The organism is Pseudogulbenkiania ferrooxidans 2002 (assembly GCF_000174355.1).
In the GTDB taxonomy this organism is placed as follows: domain Bacteria; phylum Pseudomonadota; class Gammaproteobacteria; order Burkholderiales; family Chromobacteriaceae; genus Pseudogulbenkiania; species Pseudogulbenkiania ferrooxidans.
Map to the genome: position 1 here is coordinate 299274 of NZ_ACIS01000005.1, position 21902 is coordinate 321175.

Sequence of the window (21902 nt, forward strand, 5' to 3'; positions counted from 1 at the left end):
GCCACGGTGTCGTCCGGCTGGAGGTGTTCGAACAGGGCGTGCCGCCGCGTTTCCGTCTGCACTACGCGAGCAAACACGGCCACCGCTGGCCGGCCGATCAGGTGCGGATCGAGACGGAGCGGGCCGACGGCAGCCGCCAGGGTTTCACCTTCGTGCAGCGCGATGGCTTTGTGGAGTCGTTGGAAACCATTCCGGAGCCGCACGAGTTCGTTGCCCGGCTCAGTCTGGGGCACGATCAGCACCACCACGACTACGACGTGGAGTTTGTCGAGCATGCCCATCATCACTCGATCAAGGATTACGAGGGGCTGGATTTGTCCGCGCCGGGGTATCAGGACCCGCACGAACTGGCCCACGCCAACGACATCCGCCGTCGCTTTGCCAACCGGGAGGTGACCACCGGCCAGATCATCCTGTTCGGCCTGACCGGCGGGCTGATTCCGTGCCCGGCGTCGATCACGGTGCTGCTGTTGTGTCTGCAGCTGAAAAAAATCGCCCTCGGCGCCACGCTGGTACTGTGTTTCAGCATTGGTCTGGCACTGACGATGGTGGCATCGGGCGCGCTGGCCGCGCTGAGCGTGAAGCACGTCTCGCGCAGTTGGAGCGGGTTTGGCGAGTTCGCCCGCAAGGCGCCGTACTTTTCCGGCGCACTGATCGTGCTGGTCGGTTTGTATGTCGGCTACCAGGGACTGAGCGTCTTGCTCTGACGCCGAGGGTGGCGTTTCAGGCCAGACCATTCCACACAGCCCGGGTGCGCCATGTCATGGTGCACCCGGGCTGTTGTTTTTAATGATCCTGCCCGCCGCCCGGGTTGCCTTGGTTGATGATCTGGCGGGGAGGAACCTGACCGCCGCGGCGCGGTTCCTCGGGGCGAGGAGCGAACGAGGGCCGGGCGGAAGGGGCGGCGTTGGGGCGCTCGATCTGGCGCCGCTCGATTTGAGGGGGGGCTCTGTGTCGTTCCGGGACGCCGACGTCCGGCTGACGGGGCCGGGCTGGCTCCGGTCGGATAATGGTGGGCATCCCCGTTGAACGTGGCACGCGCGGCGCCTCGGCTCCGGGTTGGCGCTGCTCGAAACGGCGGTTGTCGTTTCGACGTTCGCTGCTGCCGGGCTCCGGTGGGCGTGGCCGGCTCGACTCGGGGCGGATGATCTGGGGCGACTCCGCTGGCGGCCGCGGTGAGCGAGGCACGTCGATGAGCCGGTGATCCTGACCGGGAGGTGTGATGCGGCGGTCGCGTCGTTCCCCTTCGCCACGCGGGACCTCGGGGCGCTGATCGAAACGGCGCCGCGTTTCGGGTGCCCGGGCCGGATTGATGATGACGGGCATGTCGCGCCTCAGGTCCGGTTTGGGCTGCAACGCGGGCGAGGTCGGTTGAGCCTGCTGGCGCGGGAACTGGCGCGGTTCGCCCGACGGAGCCACGCGTTCGGGCGGCCGCGGGGTGAAACCGTGGTAAGGGACATTGCCGCGTCGTGACGGGTCATGCTCCCAACGGAACGGCCCCTTGCGGTCGAGCCACTCGCGGTGCGTGACGTGCGGGCGGAAGTAGTAGTTGTTGACGTTGACGATGGTGACGTGGCGGCGCGGCCAGTCGAAGTTGCCGAAGAAGAAGCCGACACCGACCGTGATACCGGTGCCCCAGTAGATGCCCACGGTCGGCCCGACGTAGTAACCGGGCCAGATCCAGTAGTAGGGCGGATAACCCGGCCACCACCACGCCCCGTAGACCACCAGCGGATCGTAATACGGGACGTAGACGATTTCCGGGTCGGCCGGCTCGATCACGATAACCGTGTGTTCCCGGGCAACCCGGAGGTAGCGGTTGGAGCGCAGGGAGCCCTGCTCCCAGGCTTTATCGCGCAAGCGCTGCACGGTATCCATGACCTGGTCTTCCTGGGCCAGGAAGGCGTCGCCGAGCTGCTCGGTCCAGTCCAGGTGCTCGTCCATCATCTGCAGCACCTGCGGGAAGGCGAGCAGGGACAGCACACTCGGGTCCCAGTCGTTGCGGTTGGCTTCGCGCACGGCCTGGTCGCCCTTGAGTCCGGGGTGATCGCGCGACCAGCGCGCAGCTTCGACCACCTCGAGCGGGTAGGTCGATGCCATCAGCACCTGCGTCAGCAGCGAATCGGGGTAGAGGGCGATGGGCGCGAGCATCTGGTCGAGCTCTGCTTGGGTGTACACGGCGTCCTGGGCGACGGCGGGCGGGGCGGTCGCCAGGCCCATGGCAGCGGCAAAAATCAGGACCAGGCACTGTGTCATAAAACGTCGGATGCGTTGGGGCATGGCGGGCCTCCAGGGCATGCAAGGCGAGTCGGGCGTCAGCCGGGTGACTCGGGGTTGCGGGCAATGTCGTGGTCGCCCGCTCAAGCCATCGTTACCCTGCCGGGTGTCGATGGGTCATGGCTATCAGCCGGGTATCGAGCAGACGGGCCAAGCCCTGTCCGCCGGCCGTCATCACGGCGTCGTGATTCCACTGGAAGAGCGGTTGGGCTACCGGGGCCAGCAGGTTCATCCAGCGCTTGGTGGTGCGCACCTGCCAGTCGTAGCAGACGACGGTGATCACACCTTCTTTTCTGAAACTCCAGCGGCCATGGCCTTCGAGTTCGCCGCTCGCCGTGCCTTCCAGGCAAACCAGCGGTTCGATGCGGGTGACGCGCATGTCAAAGGTCAACCGGTACGGCAGCACGCTCTTCCAGGTATAGCGCTGTACCGCACCGAGACCATTGTCGTCACCGGCCTCCAGGTCCAGCACCTGCTCCAGGCCACGCCACCAGCTGGGCCAGCGGCGCGAGTGGTAGATGGCGTCCCATACCGCCTCCACGGGAGCCTCCAGGTACCATAGGGTGGAGAAGCGGTATTCCGCCATGACTGTACGGTTTTCCTGTGTTTGACGGTTTACGGTTGGAAAAAATCCGCAGCGAGCGGGACGTCGATTTCCACGTCGTCCATCAGCACGGTTTCCTGCTGCTCGCCGTCAAGACCGAAACTGACCACCTTGACCGGGAACAACGTGCCTTGCGTCAGCCAGAGCTGGAAGCGATGCACGCCGGCCACCGTGTTGCCGGGGGCGCCGGTGATGCTCCATCCCTGGACGGGCCAGTGGCCGATAGTGCCCTTGCCGAGTGGCGTCGTGTCGCCACCGGCCTGCAGGATGTGCACCGCTTGCAACAGCATTCCGACATGGGAGCGGTCGATGCGGTGCCCGTGCGGGCCGCGGATCAACGGGTTGTCGGGCGCCAGCGTCAGCGCGAAGCCAGGTTGGCCGAAGGGCCAGACCCGGACCTTGTTGCCGTGCGGGCTGTAGATCATCAGTGCCCCGGGATGCGGCGTGACGAACTCCATGCGTACGAAACCCGGTTTGCGGTAGGCGTAACGGACGACTTGCTGGCGGGTGTGCGGTGCGCGCGAGCGGACGGTGACCCGGTAGCTGTCGAGCTGTTCGAACTGCTGCTGCGCGGCGGCGATCGGATCCGTCAGGCCGGCCGGGACGATCAGGGCGGTGGCAAGCAAGGGCCAGAGCATGGCTTACTCCACGACCTCCAGCACGCCGGCCATGCCTTTTTCTTCGTGGCTCTTGAAGAACAGCAGCTTGTTGGGGCAATGGAAGGGGTAGCGCCCCGCCACGGTCGGAGTGAAGCGGAAAGAGCGGGGCTCCTCGCCCAGGCGGCTGTCGATGTCGACCTGGTCGGGCGGCAGCTTGAGGACGAAGCGGTGCGGGATGAGCCCTGCTTCGACCTTGACCGATAGTTCGACCGGGGTGCCGGCCTTGACCACGATGTGGGCGGGCCTGAAAAAATAGCTGCCGCCGACGATGGCGACGTGCTGTACGCCGTCGCTGGCCACCGGCACCCGATAGGGTTCGTCGGCAGCACGAGCCGTGCCGGCAATCAGCGGGAAGGCGAGTGCCAATGCCAACCCGGCGAGGGTGAGTCTGGTCCTGTGCATGGTGACTCCTGTGTCTCGTCCGGGCGCGCCCGGGAGCGGCGCCCGGCTTGTGGTGATGCCGGGGTCAGTAGCCGCCCCCGCCGCGGCCGTGGTCGCCCATGTCGCTGTCGTGCGTCGGTGTCGCCCCTGGGTCGCCCATCGAGTGGCAGCCGCCGAGAGGCAATGCCAAGGCCAGAGCCAGTAACAGCAGCCAGCCGGTCAGCCGGTGCTTCCTGTTCATGTCGATCTCCTTCATCTATCGGGTTGGGAAAGGGGCCGGCCCGGCTTAACCGGACCAGGCGCCCGCGTCGCCCCCCAGCGCCGTGCAGGCGTCGGCAGCGATCGCCCGCAAGCGGGGCTCGTTGTCGGTGCCGGACAGGGCGTAGCCCATGCCGTGGTTGGCCCAGTAGGCGGTACGGCTCGCGCCGTTGTGCAACAGTCGCAAGCTGATTTCGCGGGAGGAGTAGGGAGAGATGTACAGCGTGAGGCGTTTGCCTGTGCTGTTCTGGTACATGAACTGCGCGGCGGGGCCGGATTCGCCCGGCAGCAGCCGGCCGCCCACCAGCGCGTAGCCATACTCGCCGAGCGACGGCGCCGTTACCGCGCGCTTCAGCCGGGCCGACAGCCAACTGAGCAAGTGGGCTTCTTCGCGGACGGTGACTTCCACCGGGTGACGGCGTTCCGGGGCGTACACGGCATAGGCCAGATCGGCGCGCTGGGCAAAGGCAGGTTGGCCGAAGCCGCCGGGCAGCAGCTGTGCCGGCAGCGTGATGGCGAGCATCAGGCCGAGGGCCAGCCCCCCGGCGATGGCCGCGCCCAGTTGCCACCATGGCGTGCGGCGCTGCACGAACAGGCTCGCGGTTTCGCCGGCGAGCGGGAACAGCCGCCGCAACGCTGTGTTCTGGCTGCGGTAATGCGCCACGCGCGCGGCGGCGGCCGGGTCATGGCCGAGCCGCTCCAGCAAGGCGCTACGCTCGGCGTCGGACAGTTCCCCATCCACCAGCGCCGACAGCGGACGCAGCTCGTCGGCGCTGTCAGGGGTGTTGGCGGTGGTGTCGCGTGGCTCGTTCATGGTGAGTGCTTCACTACTTTCAATGGGGGCCGGCCGGGTGTCGCATCGGCCGCGGGCTCGGTCAGCAAGATACGCATGCGTTCCCTTGCCCGCGACAGGCGCGACATCACGGTGCCCACCGGTACCTTCAGGACCTTGGCGGCTTCCTGGTAGCTGAGCTCTTCCAGAGCGATCAGCAGCAGCACTTCGCGCTGTTCCAGGGGCAAGCGGTAGAGGGCGCGCTCCACATCGCGCAACAGCAGTCCGTCAACCTCGCCGGTGGCGGCCGGCTGTTGCTGCCAGGGGGCTTCCTCATCGTCGAATGCCACCTCGCGCCGGGAGCGCAACTGGTCGATGAAGCGGTGGCGCAACAAGGTCAGCAGCCAGGCGCGCAGATTGCCGCCGCGCCCCCAGCGCCATTTGCTCAACGCCCGCTCCAGCGTGTCCTGCACCAGGTCGTCGGCCCAGGCCGGATCACGCGTGAGTGCCCGGGCGTAGCGGCGCAGATGCGGCAGCCAGACCAGCAGGTCGGATTCGAAACTCATGGCCCGCCGGGCTCAGGGCTTGACGGTGTGCCACATGCCCTTGAAGCCTTCGCCGTTGGTGTCGCCCGGCTTCTTGTCCATCGACCAGCGATAGAGCGGGTGCCCTTTGTGGGTCCACTGCTTCTTGCCGTCGCTGCGCGTGATCGTGCCCCAGTCACCCGATGCCTTGTCGTACGAATCGGCCACGGCCGGAGGCCAGTTGTCGGCGCAAGGGCCGGCGCAGGTGCTCGTGTCCTTGCCGTCCTTATCGAAGGTGTAGAGGGTCATACCGTGCTCGTCGACCGCCATGCCGTTCATCATCTTGGGCGATTCGGCCAATGCCGGCAGAGCCAGGGTGCTGCCCAGTGCCAGCAGGATCAGGGGGTGTTTCATGGTTACGCTCCTTGTGAGTAGGAAAATCGGGAACCTCAGGGATGTTTTTTGCCGGCGCCGAATCGGTGCGTGGCCGGCGCATCGTGTTTACGCACACTAAACGTTTCAGCGGCCAGGTTTATTCCCACCGGTAACGCGGGAGGCGCAAAAAAAATCCATCGCCATGGGCTAAGCCTAGTCGATGGCAGCGGGATGGGGCGGTGAGATGGCCCGATGGCTAAGGTATCGGCGGGGCCAAGGTCGGCAGCGGCGGCCGCTTGACGCCGACGGGATGGCCGGGTGGGTTGTGAGCGGGGTTACGGCCTGCTGCGCGAGCGGATGGCGATCTAAGCCGCCGTGGGGGAGGTTTCGGACGAGCCGATGCGGTTGCGGCCGGCGCGTTTGGCGGCATAGAGCGAGCGGTCGGCCTGTTCCACCAGCCAACCCGCCGTCGCCGGGCGGTTGGCCGGATGGCAATACAGCCCGACGCTGACGGTCACCACCGGTCGCAGGCTGCCGGGCGGGGTAGGGAGGGCGAGGCTCTCCACCGCGGCGCGGAAGCGTTCGGCGGCTTGCCGTGCCTGCACCAGGTCACAATACTGCAGTATGGCGACGAACTCTTCACCGCCGTAGCGCGCCACGGTGTCGCCGCCGCGCAGTTGTTCGGCCATGCACGCGGCGATCCGCTGGATGCACCGGTCGCCTTCTACGTGCCCGAAATGGTCGTTGTACTGCTTGAAGAAATCGATGTCGGCCATCAGCAGGGTCAGCGGCGCTTGGTGTCGCGCTTGTTGTTGCAGCGCCATTTTCAGCACGGCATCGAAATGGCGGCGCGAGGAGAGCCCGGTCAGGCTGTCGTGGATCGACGCTTCATAGGCCTGGCGGTAGGAGTGCTGCAGCCGCGTCTGCAGCTTCAGCACCTCGAACAGCAAGGCGCCCAGCATGATGCCCGCGGCCGCCAGCTCGAAAAAGCGCGAGGCATGCCAGCCGACGGTATAGCGGATCGATGAAGAACACACGGTGATCAGGTACAGCAGATAGGAATAGCAGCTGAGCGCGAGCCAGCAGTGGAACGCGCTACGTAGGCGCGTCACCAGCAGGACGCTCAGCAAAGCCACGAACCAGCTCGCGAGCAGGTAGGCGCCAATGCCGCTGTGGGTCAGCGCGCTGTAATCGCTGTTGTCCTTGATCAAGAGGTCAAGGTCTGGCACCAGCCGCGACAGCACGGCCACTGCGAACCAGGCCAGGCCGAGCGGGGCAAGTACGCAGAGGGACAGCGCCTGACAACGAACGCGCTTCGACAGCGGGCGATCCTGCTGCCGCTGCAGCACCAGCATGGCCAGCAGGATCAGAAAAGCGGTGCCGCCAAGACGTGCCAACCAGAGCCAGATCGCCATGCGTGAGCCGGGCGGGAACCCTCCGCTGGTGGAAAACACCCCGGGCAGGTTGATCAGCAAATAGCCGGACATCAGGGCCGAGTAGCCAAAGGCGACACTGAGCAGGCCGTTGCTGAGTTTGTGGTCGGCATAGAACTGCAGCAGCACCAGGTAGGCGATGATGCTGTTGGTGACGGTCAGGGCGGTGATCTGCACCGGCCGCAGATTGCCGCCGAGTGCCGTCGGGACGTCGATGTCGGGCAGGATCATGAGCACAGCGGCCGTCATCGCGGTGGCGATGAGGCCGGCCAGGAGCAGGCTGCGGCGGGAGGGGGCGGTCGAGAAGCTGTCTTCCATGGGGCACCGTTCTAGGCGGTTTTTTTGTCAATGCGGGCGGTCGTTGGACTCGGTGATGGTGTTCTGCCTGCCTTGGTGCAGGGGCAGTCATGAGACGGACGGACTAAGCGGAGAGGAAGGGGGAGCTCTCAGCGGGTGTGAATAATACCAATAGGATTATGCAATTGTCACGCCGCCTTTGGCTGGCCAGCTCGACGTCATGCGGTGGTGAGGCCGCCGCAGGCGGTACGGCGCGAGTGGTAACCCGTGCGATCGGGGTTTTCCCAACCCGGTATGAAATTTGCTGTGGTGTTCAGACCGGTCTGAACACGGCTTGATTGAAACGACTATGGAACGAGCGCCTGCCACCTTGTCATCGCGACTACCCGCCAGCCTGTCCGCCGGCTGGCATGCGGCCCTGGAACTGGGCTATGCCCGTCTGCCTGGCCGCACGATTCCGGTGCGGCGCCGCCATGTCGGCCCGTTACGGGTGCAAAAGCACTTTGTCGATGCCACAGGCGTGTGCCAGCACATCATCGTGCACCCACCCGGCGGCATTGCCGGCGGCGACCGGCTGAGCATTGACGTCTCGTTGGAAGAGGGCGCCGATGTGCTGATCACCAGCCCAGGTGCCGCCAAGTGGTACGACGGTTTCGGCCGCTCTGCCAGCCAGTCCGTCACGCTCGCGCTGGCCGACGGCGCCCGGCTGGAATGGCTGCCGCAGGAAACCATCCTCTACGCCGGGGCGGACGTGAGGCTGGACAGCCGCATCAAGCTCCACGGCGACGCCAGCCTCTTGCTCGGCGACGTGGTCTGCCTCGGACGACCGGCTTGCGGCGAGCATTTTGACCGCGGGCAATGGCAGCAGCTGGCCGAGATCGAGCGCAACGGCCGGCTGATCTGGTGCGAGCACGCCGTGCTGCCCGGCGCCAGCCCGCTGCTCGCCTCACCGGTGGGACTGGCCGGCCACAGCGTGGTCGCCACCCTGGTCTGGGCTGGCCCGGCGCTGCCGGACGAACTGCACCAGGCCGCGCTGGAAGTCGATACCCCCGGCCGGGCCGCCGCCACGCAACTGCCCGAGGTCTGGCTGGCGCGCTTCATCGGCGACTCGGCCGAGGACGCGCACCACTGGCTGCGCCATCTACGCGCACTGTTACACCCCTTCACCCACGGCCGTCCGGCGCAATCCCCGCGCATCTGGGCGACCTGAACCAAACAACGGAAAACACATGGAACTGACACCCCGCGAGAAGGACAAGCTGCTGATCTTCACCGCCGGCTTGCTGGCCGAACGGCGCCGCGCGCGTGGCCTCAAGCTCAACTACCCCGAGGCGGTGGCCTTCATCAGCGCCGCCATCATGGAGGGCGCGCGCGACGGCAAGACTGTGGCCGAACTGATGCACTACGGCACCACCTTGCTGACGCGCGACGAGGTGATGGAGGGCGTGCCGGAGATGATCGGCGAGATTCAGGTCGAGGCGACCTTTCCCGACGGGACCAAGCTCGTGACCGTCCATCAACCCATCGTTTAGGAAAGGGCCATGACCCTGCGGCGCAGGCGCGATCACGGCTTGGGCACTGCTCGGAATCCTCATGTGCACCACGTACATGCCGGTTCCTGTACGGTGGCCGCACCGTGTTGACGTTTGCGCGCGACAGGTTCTGCCCCTCTCCAGGAGAAGACGCATGATTCCCGGACAAATCCTCGCCGCGCCCGGCGAGATCGAACTCAACGTTGGCCGAAGCACGCTCACGCTGACCGTGGCCAACACCGGCGACCGCCCGATCCAGGTCGGCTCGCACTACCACTTCGCCGAGACCAACGATGCGCTCGCCTTCGACCGCGAGGCCGCGCGCGGCTTTCGCCTCAACATCCCGGCCGGCACCGCGGTGCGCTTCGAACCGGGCCAGACGCGCACCGTCGAGCTGGTCGAACTGGCCGGCGCACGCGTGGTGTACGGCTTCCAGGGCAAGGTGATGGGGGCGCTATGAAAATCAGCAGGCAAGCCTACGCCGAGATGTTCGGCCCCACCGTCGGCGACAAGGTGCGCCTAGCCGACACCGAGCTGTTTCTTGAAGTCGAGCGCGACTATACCCTCTACGGCGAAGAAGTGAAGTTCGGCGGCGGCAAGGTGATCCGCGACGGCATGGGGCAGGGCCAAAGGTTGGCCGAAGAAGTGGCCGACACCGTCATCACCAACACTCTGATCCTCGACCACTGGGGCATCGTCAAGGCCGACCTCGCGCTCAAGAATGGCCGCATCGCCGCCATCGGCAAGGCCGGCAACCCGGACATCCAGCCCGGGGTCGACATCGTCATCGGTGCTGCCACCGAGATCATCGCCGGCGAAGGCATGATCGTCACCGCCGGCGGTATCGATACCCACATCCACTTCATCTGCCCGCAGCAGATCGAAGAAGCACTGATGTCCGGCGTCACCACCATGATCGGCGGCGGCACCGGCCCGGCCACCGGCACCAACGCCACCACCTGCACGCCGGGGCCGTGGCACATGGCGCAGATGCTCAAGGCGGCCGAGGCCTTCCCGATGAACCTCGGCTTCACCGGCAAGGGCAACGCCAGCCTGCCGGAACCGCTGCGTGAACAAGTGCGTGCAGGGGCCATCGGTCTGAAATTACATGAAGACTGGGGCACCACCCCGGCGGCCATCGACAACTGTCTCTCCGTGGCGGACGAAATGGACGTGCAAGTGGCGATCCACACTGACACGCTCAACGAATCCGGCTTCGTCGAGGCTACGCTGGCGGCGTTCAAGGGCCGCACCATCCACACCTACCACACCGAGGGCGCCGGCGGCGGCCACGCGCCGGATATCATCAAGGCCTGCGGCGAGCTCAACGTGCTGCCGAGTTCCACCAACCCGACGCGGCCGTTCACCGTCAACACCATCGACGAGCACCTCGACATGCTGATGGTGTGCCACCACCTCGACCCCGCCATCGCCGAGGACGTGGCCTTCGCCGAAAGCCGCATCCGCCGCGAGACCATCGCCGCCGAGGACATCCTGCATGACCTGGGCGCCTTCGCCATGATGTCGTCCGACAGCCAGGCCATGGGCCGCGTCGGCGAAACCATCCTGCGTTGCTGGCAGACCGCCGACAAGATGAAGCGCCAGCGCGGCCCGCTGGAGGGCGACGCCTCCGGCAACGACAACACCCGCATCAAGCGCTACCTCGCCAAGTACACCATCAACCCGGCCATCACCCACGGCATCGCGCACGAAGTCGGCAGCATCGAAGTCGGCAAGCTGGCCGACCTGGTGCTGTGGAAGCCGATGTTCTTCGGCGTCAAGCCGAGCCTGATCCTCAAGGGCGGCATCATCGCCGCGGCGGCGATGGGCGACGCCAACGCCAGCATTCCGACCCCGCAACCGGTGCACTACCGGCCAATGTTCGGCAGCTACGGCGGCGCCATCGCCGCGGGCAGCGTCACCTTCGTGTCGCAGGCGGCGCTTTCGGCCAACGTGGGCGAGGCTTTGGGGCTCAAAAAGCGGCTGGTGGCGGTCAAGGGCTGCCGCAGCCTCAAGAAAACCGACCTGATCCACAACGACTACCTGCCGAAGATCGAGGTCGACCCGCAGAACTACCAGGTCAAGGCCGACGGCCAACTGCTGTGGTGCGAACCGGCCGACGTGCTGCCGATGGCGCAGCGCTACTTCCTGTTCTGACGGGGATGGGATAAATCTTGCCGGGCGGGCAAAACGCCGTGTGTCCGACTTGCCACCGGAATGCTACGTGAAGGAGACACCATGCTGGTGATTACTAAGCGCGCCGACGACCCCAGCCACTGGAACGCCGAGCTTGTCATGAGCTTCGAGCTGCGCAGCAAGAGCCGGCTGCGCACCACCGCCAGTAGCGGCGAAGAGGTCGGCCTGTTCCTTGAGGCCGGCCAGCCGCTGCGCCACGGCGAGGTACTGCAGGCCGAAGACGGCCGCCGCGTGCGCGTCGTCGCCGCGCCCGAAGCGCTGCTGCACGTCAGCTGCGCTAACCCGCGCGAACTGTGCCGTGCCGCCTATCACCTGGGCAACCGCCATGTCCACCTGGAAGTGGGCGAGGGCTGGCTGCGCTTCTTGGACGACGACGTGCTGGCGCAGATGCTGCTGCAGCTCGGTGCCAGCGTCGAGCGCCTCTCGGCGCCGTTCAACCCCGAGCACGGTGCTTATGGCGGGGGCCATCACCACTCGCACGGCAAGGAGGCGGCGTTCCAGTACGCCCCCAAGTTGCACCAATACGGGCAGGGCGCATGAACGGCGGACTCGCGCTGCTGCAACTGTTGCGGTTGGCCAGCCCCAGCCTGCCGATCGGTGCCTACAGCTATTCGCAAGGGCTGGAAAGTGCGCTCGATCTCGGTCTGGTGACGGATGCCACCAGCGCCCGCCAGTGGCTGCATGACGTACTGCACGGGCCGCTCAGCCACTTCGAAGCGGTGCTGCTGGTGCAGGCGTGCCGCGCCTTGGTGGGCGCCGACGAAGCGAGGCTCGATGCCATCAACCAGCGCCTGCTAGCCAGCCGCGACAGCCGCGAACTGCGGCAGGAAACCGAGCAGATGGGCTACTCGCTGCGCCAGCTGCTCGCCGCGCTGCCCGAGAGCCAAAACCAGCCCTGGCCTTCCACCCTGGCCGACGCCCCGGTGGCGGTGCCGGTCGCGTGGGCGGTGGCGGCACGCACGCTGGGGTTGGCCGAAGACGCCGCGGTGACGGGCTACCTGTGGGGCTGGCTGGAAAACCAGGTGATGGTGTTGCTCAAGGCCATGCCGATGGGGCAGACCGCCGGCCAGCGGCTGCTGTCGGCGCTGCTGCCGGAACTGGCCGTCGCCGTGCAAACGGCACGCACACTGCCCGAAGACGAACTCAGCAACTTCGCCCCCGGCCTCGCCTGGGTGGCGATGAAACACGAAACGCAGTACAGCCGGCTGTTCCGGTCTTGAGAATCTGAAGGAGAACATCATGCAAAAAGCCCCTCTGCGCGTCGGCATCGGCGGTCCGGTCGGTTCCGGCAAGACCCATCTCACCTGGGCGCTGTGCAAAGCGTTACGCGATATCTATAATGTCGCCGCCGTTACCAATGACATCTACACCCAGGAAGACGCGCAATTTCTGGTGAAGAATGAAGCCCTGTCGCCCGACCGCATCATCGGCGTGGAAACCGGCGGTTGTCCGCACACCGCGATCCGCGAAGACGCCTCGATCAACCTCGAAGCCGTGGCCAGGCTCAACGCCCGCCACCCCTGCCTCGACGTGATCTTCATCGAAAGCGGCGGCGACAACCTAGCCGCCACCTTCAGCCCGGAACTGTCCGACCTGACGATCTACGTCATCGACGTCTCGGCCGGCGACAAGATTCCGCGCAAGGGCGGGCCGGGCATCTGCAAGTCCGATCTCCTGGTGATCAACAAGATCGATCTCGCTCCGCTGGTTGGCGCCTCGCTGGAGGTGATGGAGCACGACGCCAAAAAGATGCGCGGCGAGCGGCCGTTCGTGTTTTCCAATCTCAAGAGCGGGCAGGGGCTGCAGGACATCATTCGCTTCATCGAAGACAAAGGCATGCTGACACTTAACAAGGAAGGAACCACCCATGCGTAAACACTCCCTGATCCCGGCAGCGCTGCTGCTGGCCCTGAGCGCCGCCGCCCAGGCCCACCCCGGCCACGGCGTCAGCGGCCTGGACAGTGGTTTCGTCCACCCGTTCTCGGGCCTGGACCACCTGCTGACGATGCTGGCCGTCGGCCTGTGGTCGTGGCAGATCGGCGGCTCCGCGCGCTGGCACGGTCCGCTGACCTTCATGCTGATGCTGGCCGTGGGCGGCGCACTGGGCTGGGCCGGCTTGGCCGTGCCCGGGCTGGAAACCGGCATCGCCGCCTCGGTGGTGGCCACCGGCATGCTGGTCGCCTTCGCCGCGCAGCCGGGTCGTACCGCCGCGCTCGCCGTGATCGGCGCCTTCGCCGTGCTGCACGGCATGGCGCATGGCCTGGAAATGCCGGGCAACGTCTCGGGCCTGGCGTATGCCGCCGGTTTCGTGCTGGCCTCCGGCCTGCTGCACGCCGCCGGTCTGCTCTTGGGTGCCGGCCAGGCGCGCGTGCGCGCCAGCCGCCTGCTGGTGCGCGGCGCCGGCGTGGCGATCTCGGCCAGCGGCGTGGCCCTCTTGGCCGGATGGGTCTAAGAACCGGTTTACGATCGGCTGCGCTTCGGCGATTCGGCGTTAAAAACGTCTTCGGGATATTCGTTTACCACGTGTAAACGCCGCTTCCTCCGCCGTTTTTGCCTTGCCTCGCCCTAGCTTGCGTGATCGTAAACAGGCGCCACACCCACCCGTCCAACACCACAGAACGCCCCGGCATGGGGCGTCTTTTTATGCTCACATGCCAGAATAAGAACAACCTATTGGTCCAAAAGTCGCGATTTGGGACAATAGATTGATACAAGCATCGCCGGGCAGCGTACCGCACCCTAGCGCACGACGTGGAGCCGTCACACCACAGGACATGGAAAAGACCAACCTATTAGTCCATAATCAGCCAATTGGACCAATAGGTTGAACTTCATGCCAAAACGCAACCTGCTCAAGCTGAGCCCGCTCCCGATAGAGGCCCGGTTCGCCCTGGAGGCCTTGGGCGAGCGCATTACCCAGGCCAGAAAGGAGCGCCGCCTCTCGCAACGCGAAGTCGCCGAGATGCTCGGCATCTCCAAGACCACCTACGTCTCCATCGAACACGGCCGCGACTCGGCGCAGATCGGGCACTACGCCCGGGCGGTCTGGCTGCTCGACGTGCCGGGCACCTTCCTGCCGGTGCCGGAAGACGACGTTCTGGCGCTGGAGAAGGGGAAACCATGAGCGATGCACCGGTCCACGTCTGGCTGCCCGGTCAGGCCGTCTCGTCGCTGGCGGGGGCGTTCACGCTCGATGCCAGGGTCTCCCGCTTCCACTACGACGACGGCTACCGCGAGCAGGGCGGCCCCTCGCTGGCGCCGGACATGCCCGTCAGCAAGTCCACCCACAAGATCGCCGGCCGGGACCCGATTTTCCCGATCATGCTCGACAGCGGGCCCGACGACTGGGGTCACATGCTGCTCGAGCGCCGCCTGGAAAGAGAAGTATCGCGTCTCGACGCCCTGACCCTGGGGCCCGCCGATGGCGCGGGGAACATCGTGCTCGGCCATCTGACCCCGGAACGATTCGAGACGATGTCGATCGAGGCGTTCCAGGCCGTGCTGGCCGACCTGCCGGAGGCACAGGACCCGGCGAGCCAGCGGCACCGGGAGCGCGTCATGCAGTCGGTGTTCCAGGGCACCAGCCTGGGCGGCGCCAAGCCGAAACTGACCCTCGAGCGAAACGGCGTGCAATACATCGCCAAGTTTCCCGAGCGCGGCGACGATCCCTTCCTGCCGCAACTGGAACTGGCCATGCTGCGCCTGGCGCGTGACTGCGGCATCGACGCCTGTGAGGCGGAAGTGATCGAACCGGCGCCGCATCGCTACGCGCTGCTGGTCAAACGCTTCGACCGTCACGCGCAGGGCACGGGATTCGCCCGCACCGGCTATGTCAGCGCCTGGTCCGTCGCCCGGCTGGATCAGCATCAGGAGAAGAGGGAAGACCAGGCCTTATTGGCCACCCGGGGCTTTACCCCGGCCATGTACGCGCGCAGCTACGTGGCGCTGGCCGGCCACATGATGCGTTGGTGCGGGGGCGGCGAGCGCTACCGCGCCAACCTCCGTGAACTGTGGCGGCGGATCGTTTTCAACTCCCTGATCCGCAACACCGACGACCACCCGCGCAACCACGGCCTGCTGTGCGACAGCATGGACCCGCACCAATGGGGACTGTCGCCGGCCTTCGACATGGTGGCGCAACGCTCCGCCGGCATCGTGCCGAGCCACGCCATGGCCTACCTGTTCGACGAGCCCACGCGCGGCAGGAAGCACGCGCAGCGCCGGCTCGTGAGCGCCTCCAGCCGTGCCGACCTACTTCTCGCCGCCACGCTGCACTACGGCTATGAACGGCACGAGGCGGAAAGCGTTCTTGATGAAATGCGGGGGCTGGTGCGGGGCAAGTGGCGGGAGTATCTGATTAGCGCGGGGATGCCGGCCGAGGAAACCGACCGTTATGCAAAAACATTGGGGCTGGATTTCGATTGAGCGTCACGCTTGCTTGAGTCCCGGGAGCCCCGCCGGGCTTTTCCTGGCATGGAGCCCATTGTCGTGGTCATGCAGGCGCCACAACCGGCAACGCCTTACTCATCAAGGTATTGCATGAGCACAATGCCGGCATGAATATCACGTGCTAATACGGACCCGGCCGGTTCGCTTACTCGCGGTCAGCTTCATAGGGAGGGATAAGGAAAGTGGCAAATACCGAGCATTTCCCCGCCGAAGGCGGTTGTGACTGTCGACACGTTCGCTATCGCATCGAAACCGCGCCACTGGTCGTGCACTGCTGCCACTGCCGCTGGTGCCAGAGAGAGAGCGGGGCCTCCTTCGCCCTCAATGCCATGATTGAAGCCGACCGAGTCACGCACTTGTCTGGCGAGCCTGAGGTTGTCGACACCCCATCGGCAAGCGGCCAGGGGCAAAAGATTGCTCGATGCCCCAGGTGCCACGTGGCGGTGTGGAGCAGCTATGCCGGTTCGGGGCCGATACTGCGCTTTGTGCGTGTCGGCACATTGGACAATCCCGACGTGCTCCCGCCGGACATCCATATCTACACCTCAACGAAGCAGCCCTGGGTCATCATTCCGGATACCGTGCCGTCCTTTACCGAGTACTACGATCGCGCGCAGTACTGGTCAGCGGCGAGCCTGGAGCGGCGCCTGGCGATACTCCCACAGATTCAGGCTTATCAAGCCGGGCGTCAGCGGGCCTAATTGGCGGGCCATCTCGACTTCGTGGCATTCCCTGTGCGCCGCGTCGCGCACCACGTCGCCGGTCTCGGTTAATAGCGCAAGCATGAAGCTGGAGCCACACGCTCTCGCAGGCTTTGGGCTTGGCTGAAGCGCCGCGGGCAGGTGAGGCGGAGGCTTCCTCTTGGGAAGCCTCCGCCCCGCCGATTACGAGGCCAGCGAGCCGGCGGCGTTCACCTTGACCGCCTCATGCGCCTCGACCCGGCTCTTGACCCGCCCCAGCGAGCCGATCGCCACCGCCGCGATCAGCGCCGGCACCGCCAGCAGGCTCAGGATCACGCCCATGTCGAGCTGCATCGCCATCAACCAGCCGCCGGACAGCGACCCCACCACCGAACCGCAACGACCCACGGCGTTGGCGTAGCTCACCCCGGTGGCGCGGTTGCTGGTCGGGTAGAAGGCGGCGGCCAGGGCGTTGGCCCCCACTTGCGAACCGCTGACGCAGAACCCCACCCCGAACACCGCCAGCACCAGGAGCCAGAGCTGGCCGGCGCTGGCGCCGCACAGGGTCACGAAGACGGCGCCGATCACGTAGGTGACCGCCAGGGTACGGCAGGCGCCGAAACGGTCCATCAGTCGCCCCAGCAGAATGGCGCCGAGGGTGCCGCCGATCTGGAAGGTGGCGGTGACCCACGAGGCGCGGCTCAGGCTGGCGCCGGTGTTGTGCAGCAGGGTCGGCAGCCAGCTCGAGATCAGATAGATGATCAACAGGCTCATGAAGAAGCTCACCCACAGCAGCACGGTGCCGACGGCGAACGGAGCGCGGAACAGCTCGCGGACCGGCGCCTGGTCGCTGGCTTCGTGCGCGGTCAGCTCCGGGTGGGACGACTGGGCCGGCGCCAGACGCGCCACGACGGCGTCGATCGCGGCCTGCGGACGGCGCTTCAGCACCAGGAAACGCAGCGATTCCGGCAGGCTGCGGAGCAGCACCGGCACCAGCAGCAAGGGCAGCACGCCGCCCAAGAACAGCACGCCGCGCCAGCCGAAGCTGGCCAGGATCTGCGCCGAAGCCAGGCCGCCCAGGGCCGAGCCCACGGTGAAGCCGCAGAACATCAGCGTGACCAGGCTGGAGCGGCGCGCGCCCGGGCAATACTCGGAGGTCAGCGTGATGGCGTTGGGCATGGCGCCGCCCAGGCCCAGGCCGGTGAGAAAGCGCAGCACGATGAGCCAGGTGAGGTCCGGTGCCGCGGTCGAGGCCAGGCTGGCCAGACCGAAGAAGGCCACGGACAGCACCAGGATGGTCTTGCGCCCGACCCGGTCGGCCAGCGGGCCGAACAGCAGGGCGCCCGCCATCAGGCCGAACAGGCCGGCGCCGAACAGCGGGGCGAGCGCCGCCGCCGTCAAATGCCATTCCTCGCGGATGGCCGGGGCGATGAAGCCGATGGCGGCGGTGTCGAAGCCGTCGACCGCCACCACCAGAAAGCAGAGCCAGAGAATGCCGCGTTGCAGCCGTGAAAATGGCAGGGCATCGATGAAGTGCTGGACGTCCAGAGAGGCGCGCATGGGTTATCTCCTGAGTAGTGTGTGGGCGGCGCGTCGTGCACGCCGCTTCCGTTTTTGTTGTCGTGCGAATGCGGGATTGAGGGATCAGGCCACCTTGACCGTGATCGGGGCCAGGCCGTCGACGCGGGCCACCATGGTCTGGCCGCGCTCGATCGCGCCCACGCCTTCCGGCGTGCCGGTGAAGATCAGGTCGCCCGGCTGCAGTTCGAACAGGGTGGAGAGGTTGGCGATGGTCTCGCTCACCGACCAGATCAGGTGGGTCAGGTCGCTCTTCTGGCGGGTTTCGCCGTCCACGGTCAGCACGATCTCGCCGGCAGTGATCTCGCCGACGTTATCGCGCGCGCTGAGGACGCCGATCGGTGCGGAGTAGTCGAAGGCCTTGCCCACTTCCCACGGGCGGCCCATCTCGCGCATCTTCATCTGCAGGTCGCGGCGGGTCATGTCGAGGCCGACGGCGTAACCGAAGATATGGCTGGCGGCGTCTTCCACGGCGATGTCCTTGCCGCCCTTGCCGATTGCCACCACCAGCTCGATCTCGTAGTGGTAGTTGCTGGTCTGGGTCGGGTAGGGGATGGTCACGGTTTCACCAGCGGCCACCGGCACGACCGATTCCGGATCGTTCGGCTTGCAGAAGAAGAACGGCGGCTCGCGGTCCGGGTCGAAGCCCATTTCGCGGGCGTGGGCGGCGTAGTTGCGGCCGACGCAGTAGACGCGGCGCACCGGGAACAGCTCGGACGAACCGTCGACGGGCAGGCCGACGGTGGCAACGGGGGTGAACAGGTAACTCATGGTGGTCTCTTCCTGGTTTGATGTGGATCAGGGTCGGGTTCAAACGGTGGCCGGCTGCGGCGCGTCGGGCTGCCGTGCCGGCTCGGCGCGGCGGAACGCTTCGAGCTCGGCGCAGGCGCGGTCCACGGCGACGATGTTCGGGTAGGGCGACAGATCCACGCCGAAACGGCGCGCACTTTCCACCTGCGGCACCAGGTACACGTCGGCCAGCGTCGGCGTGTTGCCGAAGCAGAAATCGCCCCGGGTTTGGTCGGCCGCAAGTAGTGCTTCCAGCGCGCCGAAACCGGTCTCGATCCAGGTGGCGCACCACGCCAGCACGGCGGTTTCGTCACAGCCGAGCGTCTTGCGCAGGTACTCCAGCACGCGGCGGTTGTTGAGCGGATGGATGTCGCAGCCCACCAGCGCCGCCAGCGCACGGACGCGGGCACGGCCATCCGGGTCTGCCGGCAGCAACGGCGGGGTCGGGTAACGCTCTTCCAGCCACTCGATGATGGCGGGCGACTGGATCAGCGTGTGCTCGCCGTCGACCAGCGCCGGCACCAGCCCTTGCGGGTTGAGCGCCTTGAAGGTGGCGCCGAGGTGCTCCTCGCTGCGCAGGTCGACCGGCAGGTACTGGTAGTCCAGCCCCTTCAGGTTGAGCGCGATGCGCAGGCGGTGCGAGGTGCCGCTGCGAAAGAAGTTGTAGAGCTTCAGCACGTCGTTCCCCTCAGCCGCGCGCCAGGCAGTTGTCGGCGTTCCAGCCGTACAGCCATTCCATGGCGTCGTAGAAACGCTCGGCGCTGCGGCCTTTCCACAGCTCGTTGCGCACCAGCCGCTCCACGCCCTTGGCGTGGAAGATGCGGCCCATCTCGCGGGCGGAGAGCACGATGCGCGCGGTGCGGGCGACGCGAGAGCGTTGGTAGAGCTCGAAGGCCTTAATGAAGTCGTTGCCGTTGACGCGCAGCGCTTCGCCCAGCGTCACGGCGTCTTCCAGCGCCATGCAGGCGCCCTGGGCCAGGTACTGCAGCGTCGGGTGGGCGGCGTCGCCCAGCAGCGTGACGCGGCCGAACGACCAGGTGTCGATCGGTTCGCGGTCGGCGGTGGCCCAGCGTTTCCAGCTCTTGGGCAGCTCGATCAACTGGCGTGCCTTGGGGCAGATGCCCTGGAAGTAGCTCTGCACCTCTTCCGGGCTGCCTTCGGTGACGCCCCATTCTTCCTTGTCGCGGCTGTGGAAGGTCACCACCACGTTGTACTGCTCGCCGCCGCGCAGCGGGTAGTGCACCAGGTGGCAGTTGGGGCCGACCCAGATGCTGGCGGCGTTCCACTGCAGGTTTTCCGGGAAATCCTTCTTGTCGATCACGGCGCGGTACACCACGTGGCCGGAGACGCGCGGCGGATCGTTGACGAACTGCTTGCGCACCACCGACTTGACGCCGTCGGCGCCGATCAGGGCGATGCCGCGATAGGCGTTGCCGTGCTGGTCGTAGACGGTGACGCTGTCGGCATCCTGTTCCACGCGCTCGACGTGGGTGCCGGTCAGGAACTCGACGCGGCCGGTTTCCTTGGCGCCTTCCAGCAGCGACAGGTGGACGTCGACGCGATGGATCACGGCGTAGGGGTTGCCGAAGCGTTTACGGAACGCCTCGCCGGTGGGAATGCGGCCGACCAGGGTTTCGTCGAGCGCGTCGTGCATCACCATTTCGTCGGTGTAGACGGCGCGGCCGCGCGCCTTGTCGCCCACGCCCAGAGCATCGAAAGCATGGAAGGCGTTGGGGCCCAGCTGGATGCCGGCGCCAATCTCGCCGATCTGCGGCGCCTGCTCCAGCACTTTGACGGAAAAGCCTTGGCGTACCAGGGCCAGGGCGGCGGCGAGGCCGCCGATGCCGCCACCGGCGACGATCACGGGAAGGGTCTGAGTCATGTCTGTCTCCTCGATTTACAGGGGTTGGCTGTGCTGGCTGGCATCAGCCACGGTGGCGGACTTCGTAGAGTCCCAGCTTCTTGTGCAGGGGGGCTTCGTCGGCGATGAAGACGAAGGCCGGGGTGTCGGCGGAACCGTTCTTCAGCGTCACCAGGGCGAAGCCCGGGGCGCAGCAGGTGTCGGCTTCGGCCAACGTGAAGGTCTTGCCGTCGATCTCGGCGGCCACGCTTCCCTCGATGAGGTGGAACACCGCGGCGGGCGAGCGCGCCGGCAGCGCGAGCGATTCACCCGGGCGCAGCATCAGCGCCGAGTAGCCGAGGATGTTCTGGCAATCGCCGCCGGTTTCCGGGTTGACGTAGGCCACTTGCACCGCTTCGCCGGCCGGCTGGCGTGCCGCCAGGGCGAGCAGGGCGGCGCGCACCTCGGCCCAGGGGTAGCGCAGCATCGGGTAGCGCGGGGCGTTACGGCTGAAGATCGGGGAGGGCACCACGCCGCCGCGCAGGTAGGCGCGCTCGCTGCCTTCGCCGCTAATGGTCTGCGGCTGGCCTTCCTCGACGTAGGAGGCTTCCATGTAATAGACCAGCGGCAGGTCGAGCACGTCGAGCCACACCACCGGGGCGTCGCCGTCGTGGCCGTGTTCGTGCCACAGCCCGGTCGGGGTCAGGATCAGGTCGCCGCGCTGCATCGGGCATTTCTCGCCGTCCACCGTGGTGTAGGCGCCTTCGCCCTCGACGATCATGCGCACCGCGTTCGGGGTGTGGCGGTGCGACGGTGCGATCTCGCCCGGCAGCAAGAGCTGCATGCCGAGGTAGATGGCGGAGCTGGCCTGCATCTTTTCCAGGCCGTGGCCGGGGTTGGCCAGCACCAGCACACGGCGCTCGGCCTTTTCGATCGGGGTGAGTTCGCCGGCCTGCATCAGCAGCGGGCGCAGCGCCTCGTAATGCCAGCAGGTGGCCTGGGTGCGCGGGCGGGGTTGTCCCGGGGGCAGCACGGCGCGCAGGCTGGGCCACAGCGGCACCAGGTTCTGGGCGCCGAGGGCGGCGCGGTAAGCGGCAGGCAGATCGTCCAGTCGACCGAGTTCCAACATGAGCTGTCTCCATACGTGTGGGCCTGGCACCGAGCCGGATTCGAAACTCCTGATCCAACTCAAGGCGTTCAAGTCCTTGTTGTGATGGCTCTCAATGTAGTGAGCTGTCGACATTCGGTCCATGCAATG

26 protein-coding genes (1 of these 26 only partly in view) are annotated in these 21902 nt (G+C 66.5%); 12 read left to right on the top strand and 14 right to left on the bottom strand.

The genetic code is table 11. The features are described from left to right. Positions 1-707, top strand: the 3' portion of a protein-coding gene (locus FURADRAFT_RS10655; RefSeq protein ID WP_456238947.1) for a nickel/cobalt efflux transporter. The gene continues 19 nt to the left of window position 1, outside the view; 707 of the gene's 726 nt are visible here — the last part of the coding sequence; the start codon falls outside the window, past its left edge; it ends in the stop codon at positions 705-707. 79 nt (positions 708-786) lie between these two features. On the opposite strand, the gene FURADRAFT_RS10660 is transcribed toward FURADRAFT_RS10655, so the two are convergent. The 9 genes from FURADRAFT_RS10660 to FURADRAFT_RS10695 all read right to left on the bottom strand — a co-directional run bounded on the left by FURADRAFT_RS10660 (position 787) and on the right by FURADRAFT_RS10695 (position 7601). Next, positions 787-2280, bottom strand: coding sequence for a DUF3300 domain-containing protein (locus FURADRAFT_RS10660; RefSeq protein ID WP_008954158.1), 1494 nt, complete (start codon positions 2278-2280; stop codon positions 787-789). 91 nt (positions 2281-2371) lie between these two features. After that, complete coding sequence (locus FURADRAFT_RS10665; protein WP_008954159.1) at positions 2372-2863, bottom strand: SRPBCC family protein; 492 nt, start codon at positions 2861-2863, stop codon at positions 2372-2374. A 29-nt stretch (positions 2864-2892) separates the two neighbouring features. Further along, positions 2893-3519: a LolA family protein gene (locus tag FURADRAFT_RS10670; protein WP_008954160.1), complete on the bottom strand. Its 627-nt coding sequence runs from the start codon at positions 3517-3519 to the stop codon at positions 2893-2895. 3 nt (positions 3520-3522) lie between these two features. Beyond that, positions 3523-3942, bottom strand: a complete 420-nt coding sequence (locus FURADRAFT_RS10675; protein ID WP_008954161.1) for a quinol oxidase — start codon at positions 3940-3942, stop codon at positions 3523-3525. Between the two features lie 64 nt (positions 3943-4006). After that, positions 4007-4162: a hypothetical protein gene (locus tag FURADRAFT_RS20815; protein ID WP_008954162.1), complete on the bottom strand. Its 156-nt coding sequence runs from the start codon at positions 4160-4162 to the stop codon at positions 4007-4009. Positions 4163-4207: 45 nt separating this feature from the next. Further along, the gene (locus FURADRAFT_RS10680; protein WP_008954163.1) at positions 4208-4993 is read right to left on the bottom strand and encodes an anti-sigma factor family protein; all 786 of its coding nucleotides are present in this window, start codon (positions 4991-4993) and stop codon (positions 4208-4210) included. Then, positions 4990-5517, bottom strand: coding sequence for a sigma-70 family RNA polymerase sigma factor (locus FURADRAFT_RS10685; protein ID WP_008954164.1), 528 nt, complete (start codon positions 5515-5517; stop codon positions 4990-4992). The genes FURADRAFT_RS10680 and FURADRAFT_RS10685 overlap by 4 nt, the downstream gene beginning before the upstream one ends. Before the next feature lie 12 nt (positions 5518-5529). Beyond that, positions 5530-5889: a COG4315 family predicted lipoprotein gene (locus tag FURADRAFT_RS10690; protein WP_008954165.1), complete on the bottom strand. Its 360-nt coding sequence runs from the start codon at positions 5887-5889 to the stop codon at positions 5530-5532. Between the two features lie 326 nt (positions 5890-6215). Continuing rightward, positions 6216-7601, bottom strand: coding sequence for a sensor domain-containing diguanylate cyclase (locus tag FURADRAFT_RS10695; protein WP_008954167.1), 1386 nt, complete (start codon positions 7599-7601; stop codon positions 6216-6218). 328 nt (positions 7602-7929) lie between these two features. Here FURADRAFT_RS10695 and FURADRAFT_RS10700 point away from each other — a divergent pair, with 328 nt between their 5' ends. The 11 genes from FURADRAFT_RS10700 to FURADRAFT_RS10750 all read left to right on the top strand — a co-directional run bounded on the left by FURADRAFT_RS10700 (position 7930) and on the right by FURADRAFT_RS10750 (position 16458). Beyond that, positions 7930-8790 (top strand): urease accessory protein UreD, encoded by an 861-nt coding sequence (locus tag FURADRAFT_RS10700; protein WP_008954168.1) that lies wholly within the window; start codon positions 7930-7932, stop codon positions 8788-8790. Between the two features lie 19 nt (positions 8791-8809). Beyond that, positions 8810-9112 carry an urease subunit gamma gene (ureA, locus tag FURADRAFT_RS10705; RefSeq protein ID WP_008954169.1) on the top strand — a complete coding sequence of 101 codons (303 nt, stop codon included), beginning with the start codon at positions 8810-8812 and terminating at the stop codon, positions 9110-9112. A 154-nt stretch (positions 9113-9266) separates the two neighbouring features. Further along, the gene (locus FURADRAFT_RS10710) at positions 9267-9572 is read left to right on the top strand and encodes an urease subunit beta (RefSeq protein WP_008954170.1); all 306 of its coding nucleotides are present in this window, start codon (positions 9267-9269) and stop codon (positions 9570-9572) included. Next, positions 9569-11269, top strand: coding sequence for an urease subunit alpha (ureC, locus tag FURADRAFT_RS10715; protein WP_008954171.1), 1701 nt, complete (start codon positions 9569-9571; stop codon positions 11267-11269). Before FURADRAFT_RS10710 ends, ureC begins: the two co-directional genes overlap by 4 nt. A gap of 81 nt (positions 11270-11350) precedes the next feature. Next, positions 11351-11848 (top strand): urease accessory protein UreE, encoded by a 498-nt coding sequence (ureE, locus tag FURADRAFT_RS10720; protein WP_008954172.1) that lies wholly within the window; start codon positions 11351-11353, stop codon positions 11846-11848. Next, positions 11845-12528, top strand: a complete 684-nt coding sequence (locus tag FURADRAFT_RS10725; RefSeq protein ID WP_008954173.1) for an urease accessory protein UreF — start codon at positions 11845-11847, stop codon at positions 12526-12528. The genes ureE and FURADRAFT_RS10725 overlap by 4 nt, the downstream gene beginning before the upstream one ends. 19 nt (positions 12529-12547) lie before the next feature. After that, positions 12548-13183, top strand: a complete 636-nt coding sequence (gene ureG, locus FURADRAFT_RS10730; RefSeq protein ID WP_008954174.1) for an urease accessory protein UreG — start codon at positions 12548-12550, stop codon at positions 13181-13183. Further along, the gene (locus FURADRAFT_RS10735; RefSeq protein ID WP_008954175.1) at positions 13176-13760 is read left to right on the top strand and encodes a HupE/UreJ family protein; all 585 of its coding nucleotides are present in this window, start codon (positions 13176-13178) and stop codon (positions 13758-13760) included. The genes ureG and FURADRAFT_RS10735 overlap by 8 nt, the downstream gene beginning before the upstream one ends. A gap of 381 nt (positions 13761-14141) precedes the next feature. Next, entirely contained in the window at positions 14142-14432 is a 291-nt protein-coding gene (locus tag FURADRAFT_RS10740; RefSeq protein ID WP_008954176.1) for a helix-turn-helix domain-containing protein, read from the top strand. Beyond that, a complete protein-coding gene (locus FURADRAFT_RS10745; RefSeq protein ID WP_008954177.1) occupies positions 14429-15733 on the top strand; it encodes a type II toxin-antitoxin system HipA family toxin in 1305 nt (434 codons plus the stop codon). The genes FURADRAFT_RS10740 and FURADRAFT_RS10745 overlap by 4 nt, the downstream gene beginning before the upstream one ends. Before the next feature lie 206 nt (positions 15734-15939). Beyond that, positions 15940-16458, top strand: a complete 519-nt coding sequence (locus FURADRAFT_RS10750; protein WP_008954178.1) for a GFA family protein — start codon at positions 15940-15942, stop codon at positions 16456-16458. Between the two features lie 183 nt (positions 16459-16641). Here the strand turns inward: FURADRAFT_RS10750 and FURADRAFT_RS10755 are convergent, their stop codons facing one another. From FURADRAFT_RS10755 to FURADRAFT_RS10775, 5 genes are all read right to left on the bottom strand, one after another. Continuing rightward, complete coding sequence (locus FURADRAFT_RS10755) at positions 16642-17997, bottom strand: MFS transporter (RefSeq protein ID WP_008954180.1); 1356 nt, start codon at positions 17995-17997, stop codon at positions 16642-16644. A gap of 84 nt (positions 17998-18081) precedes the next feature. Beyond that, on the bottom strand, positions 18082-18786 hold the full coding sequence (locus FURADRAFT_RS10760; RefSeq protein WP_008954181.1) for a fumarylacetoacetate hydrolase family protein: 705 nt from the start codon (positions 18784-18786) through the stop codon (positions 18082-18084). 39 nt (positions 18787-18825) lie between these two features. After that, the gene (maiA, locus tag FURADRAFT_RS10765; RefSeq protein ID WP_008954182.1) at positions 18826-19482 is read right to left on the bottom strand and encodes a maleylacetoacetate isomerase; all 657 of its coding nucleotides are present in this window, start codon (positions 19480-19482) and stop codon (positions 18826-18828) included. A gap of 10 nt (positions 19483-19492) precedes the next feature. Continuing rightward, on the bottom strand, positions 19493-20686 hold the full coding sequence (locus FURADRAFT_RS10770; RefSeq protein WP_008954183.1) for a 3-hydroxybenzoate 6-monooxygenase: 1194 nt from the start codon (positions 20684-20686) through the stop codon (positions 19493-19495). A 43-nt stretch (positions 20687-20729) separates the two neighbouring features. Then, entirely contained in the window at positions 20730-21773 is a 1044-nt protein-coding gene (locus FURADRAFT_RS10775; protein ID WP_008954184.1) for a cupin domain-containing protein, read from the bottom strand. Positions 21774-21902: the final 129 nt, after the last annotated feature.

Coding starts and splice junctions, on each gene's coding strand:
- FURADRAFT_RS10660 (WP_008954158.1), bottom strand. CDS start 2,280: ATGCCCCAACGCATCCGACGTTTTATGACACAGTGCCTGGTCCTGATT.
- FURADRAFT_RS10665 (WP_008954159.1), bottom strand. CDS start 2,863: ATGGCGGAATACCGCTTCTCCACCCTATGGTACCTGGAGGCTCCCGTG.
- FURADRAFT_RS10670 (WP_008954160.1), bottom strand. CDS start 3,519: ATGCTCTGGCCCTTGCTTGCCACCGCCCTGATCGTCCCGGCCGGCCTG.
- FURADRAFT_RS10675 (WP_008954161.1), bottom strand. CDS start 3,942: ATGCACAGGACCAGACTCACCCTCGCCGGGTTGGCATTGGCACTCGCC.
- FURADRAFT_RS20815 (WP_008954162.1), bottom strand. CDS start 4,162: ATGAACAGGAAGCACCGGCTGACCGGCTGGCTGCTGTTACTGGCTCTG.
- FURADRAFT_RS10680 (WP_008954163.1), bottom strand. CDS start 4,993: ATGAACGAGCCACGCGACACCACCGCCAACACCCCTGACAGCGCCGAC.
- FURADRAFT_RS10685 (WP_008954164.1), bottom strand. CDS start 5,517: ATGAGTTTCGAATCCGACCTGCTGGTCTGGCTGCCGCATCTGCGCCGC.
- FURADRAFT_RS10690 (WP_008954165.1), bottom strand. CDS start 5,889: ATGAAACACCCCCTGATCCTGCTGGCACTGGGCAGCACCCTGGCTCTG.
- FURADRAFT_RS10695 (WP_008954167.1), bottom strand. CDS start 7,601: ATGGAAGACAGCTTCTCGACCGCCCCCTCCCGCCGCAGCCTGCTCCTG.
- FURADRAFT_RS10700 (WP_008954168.1), top strand. CDS start 7,930: ATGGAACGAGCGCCTGCCACCTTGTCATCGCGACTACCCGCCAGCCTG.
- ureA (WP_008954169.1), top strand. CDS start 8,810: ATGGAACTGACACCCCGCGAGAAGGACAAGCTGCTGATCTTCACCGCC.
- FURADRAFT_RS10710 (WP_008954170.1), top strand. CDS start 9,267: ATGATTCCCGGACAAATCCTCGCCGCGCCCGGCGAGATCGAACTCAAC.
- ureC (WP_008954171.1), top strand. CDS start 9,569: ATGAAAATCAGCAGGCAAGCCTACGCCGAGATGTTCGGCCCCACCGTC.
- ureE (WP_008954172.1), top strand. CDS start 11,351: ATGCTGGTGATTACTAAGCGCGCCGACGACCCCAGCCACTGGAACGCC.
- FURADRAFT_RS10725 (WP_008954173.1), top strand. CDS start 11,845: ATGAACGGCGGACTCGCGCTGCTGCAACTGTTGCGGTTGGCCAGCCCC.
- ureG (WP_008954174.1), top strand. CDS start 12,548: ATGCAAAAAGCCCCTCTGCGCGTCGGCATCGGCGGTCCGGTCGGTTCC.
- FURADRAFT_RS10735 (WP_008954175.1), top strand. CDS start 13,176: ATGCGTAAACACTCCCTGATCCCGGCAGCGCTGCTGCTGGCCCTGAGC.
- FURADRAFT_RS10740 (WP_008954176.1), top strand. CDS start 14,142: ATGCCAAAACGCAACCTGCTCAAGCTGAGCCCGCTCCCGATAGAGGCC.
- FURADRAFT_RS10745 (WP_008954177.1), top strand. CDS start 14,429: ATGAGCGATGCACCGGTCCACGTCTGGCTGCCCGGTCAGGCCGTCTCG.
- FURADRAFT_RS10755 (WP_008954180.1), bottom strand. CDS start 17,997: ATGCGCGCCTCTCTGGACGTCCAGCACTTCATCGATGCCCTGCCATTT.
- FURADRAFT_RS10760 (WP_008954181.1), bottom strand. CDS start 18,786: ATGAGTTACCTGTTCACCCCCGTTGCCACCGTCGGCCTGCCCGTCGAC.
- FURADRAFT_RS10770 (WP_008954183.1), bottom strand. CDS start 20,686: ATGACTCAGACCCTTCCCGTGATCGTCGCCGGTGGCGGCATCGGCGGC.
- FURADRAFT_RS10775 (WP_008954184.1), bottom strand. CDS start 21,773: ATGTTGGAACTCGGTCGACTGGACGATCTGCCTGCCGCTTACCGCGCC.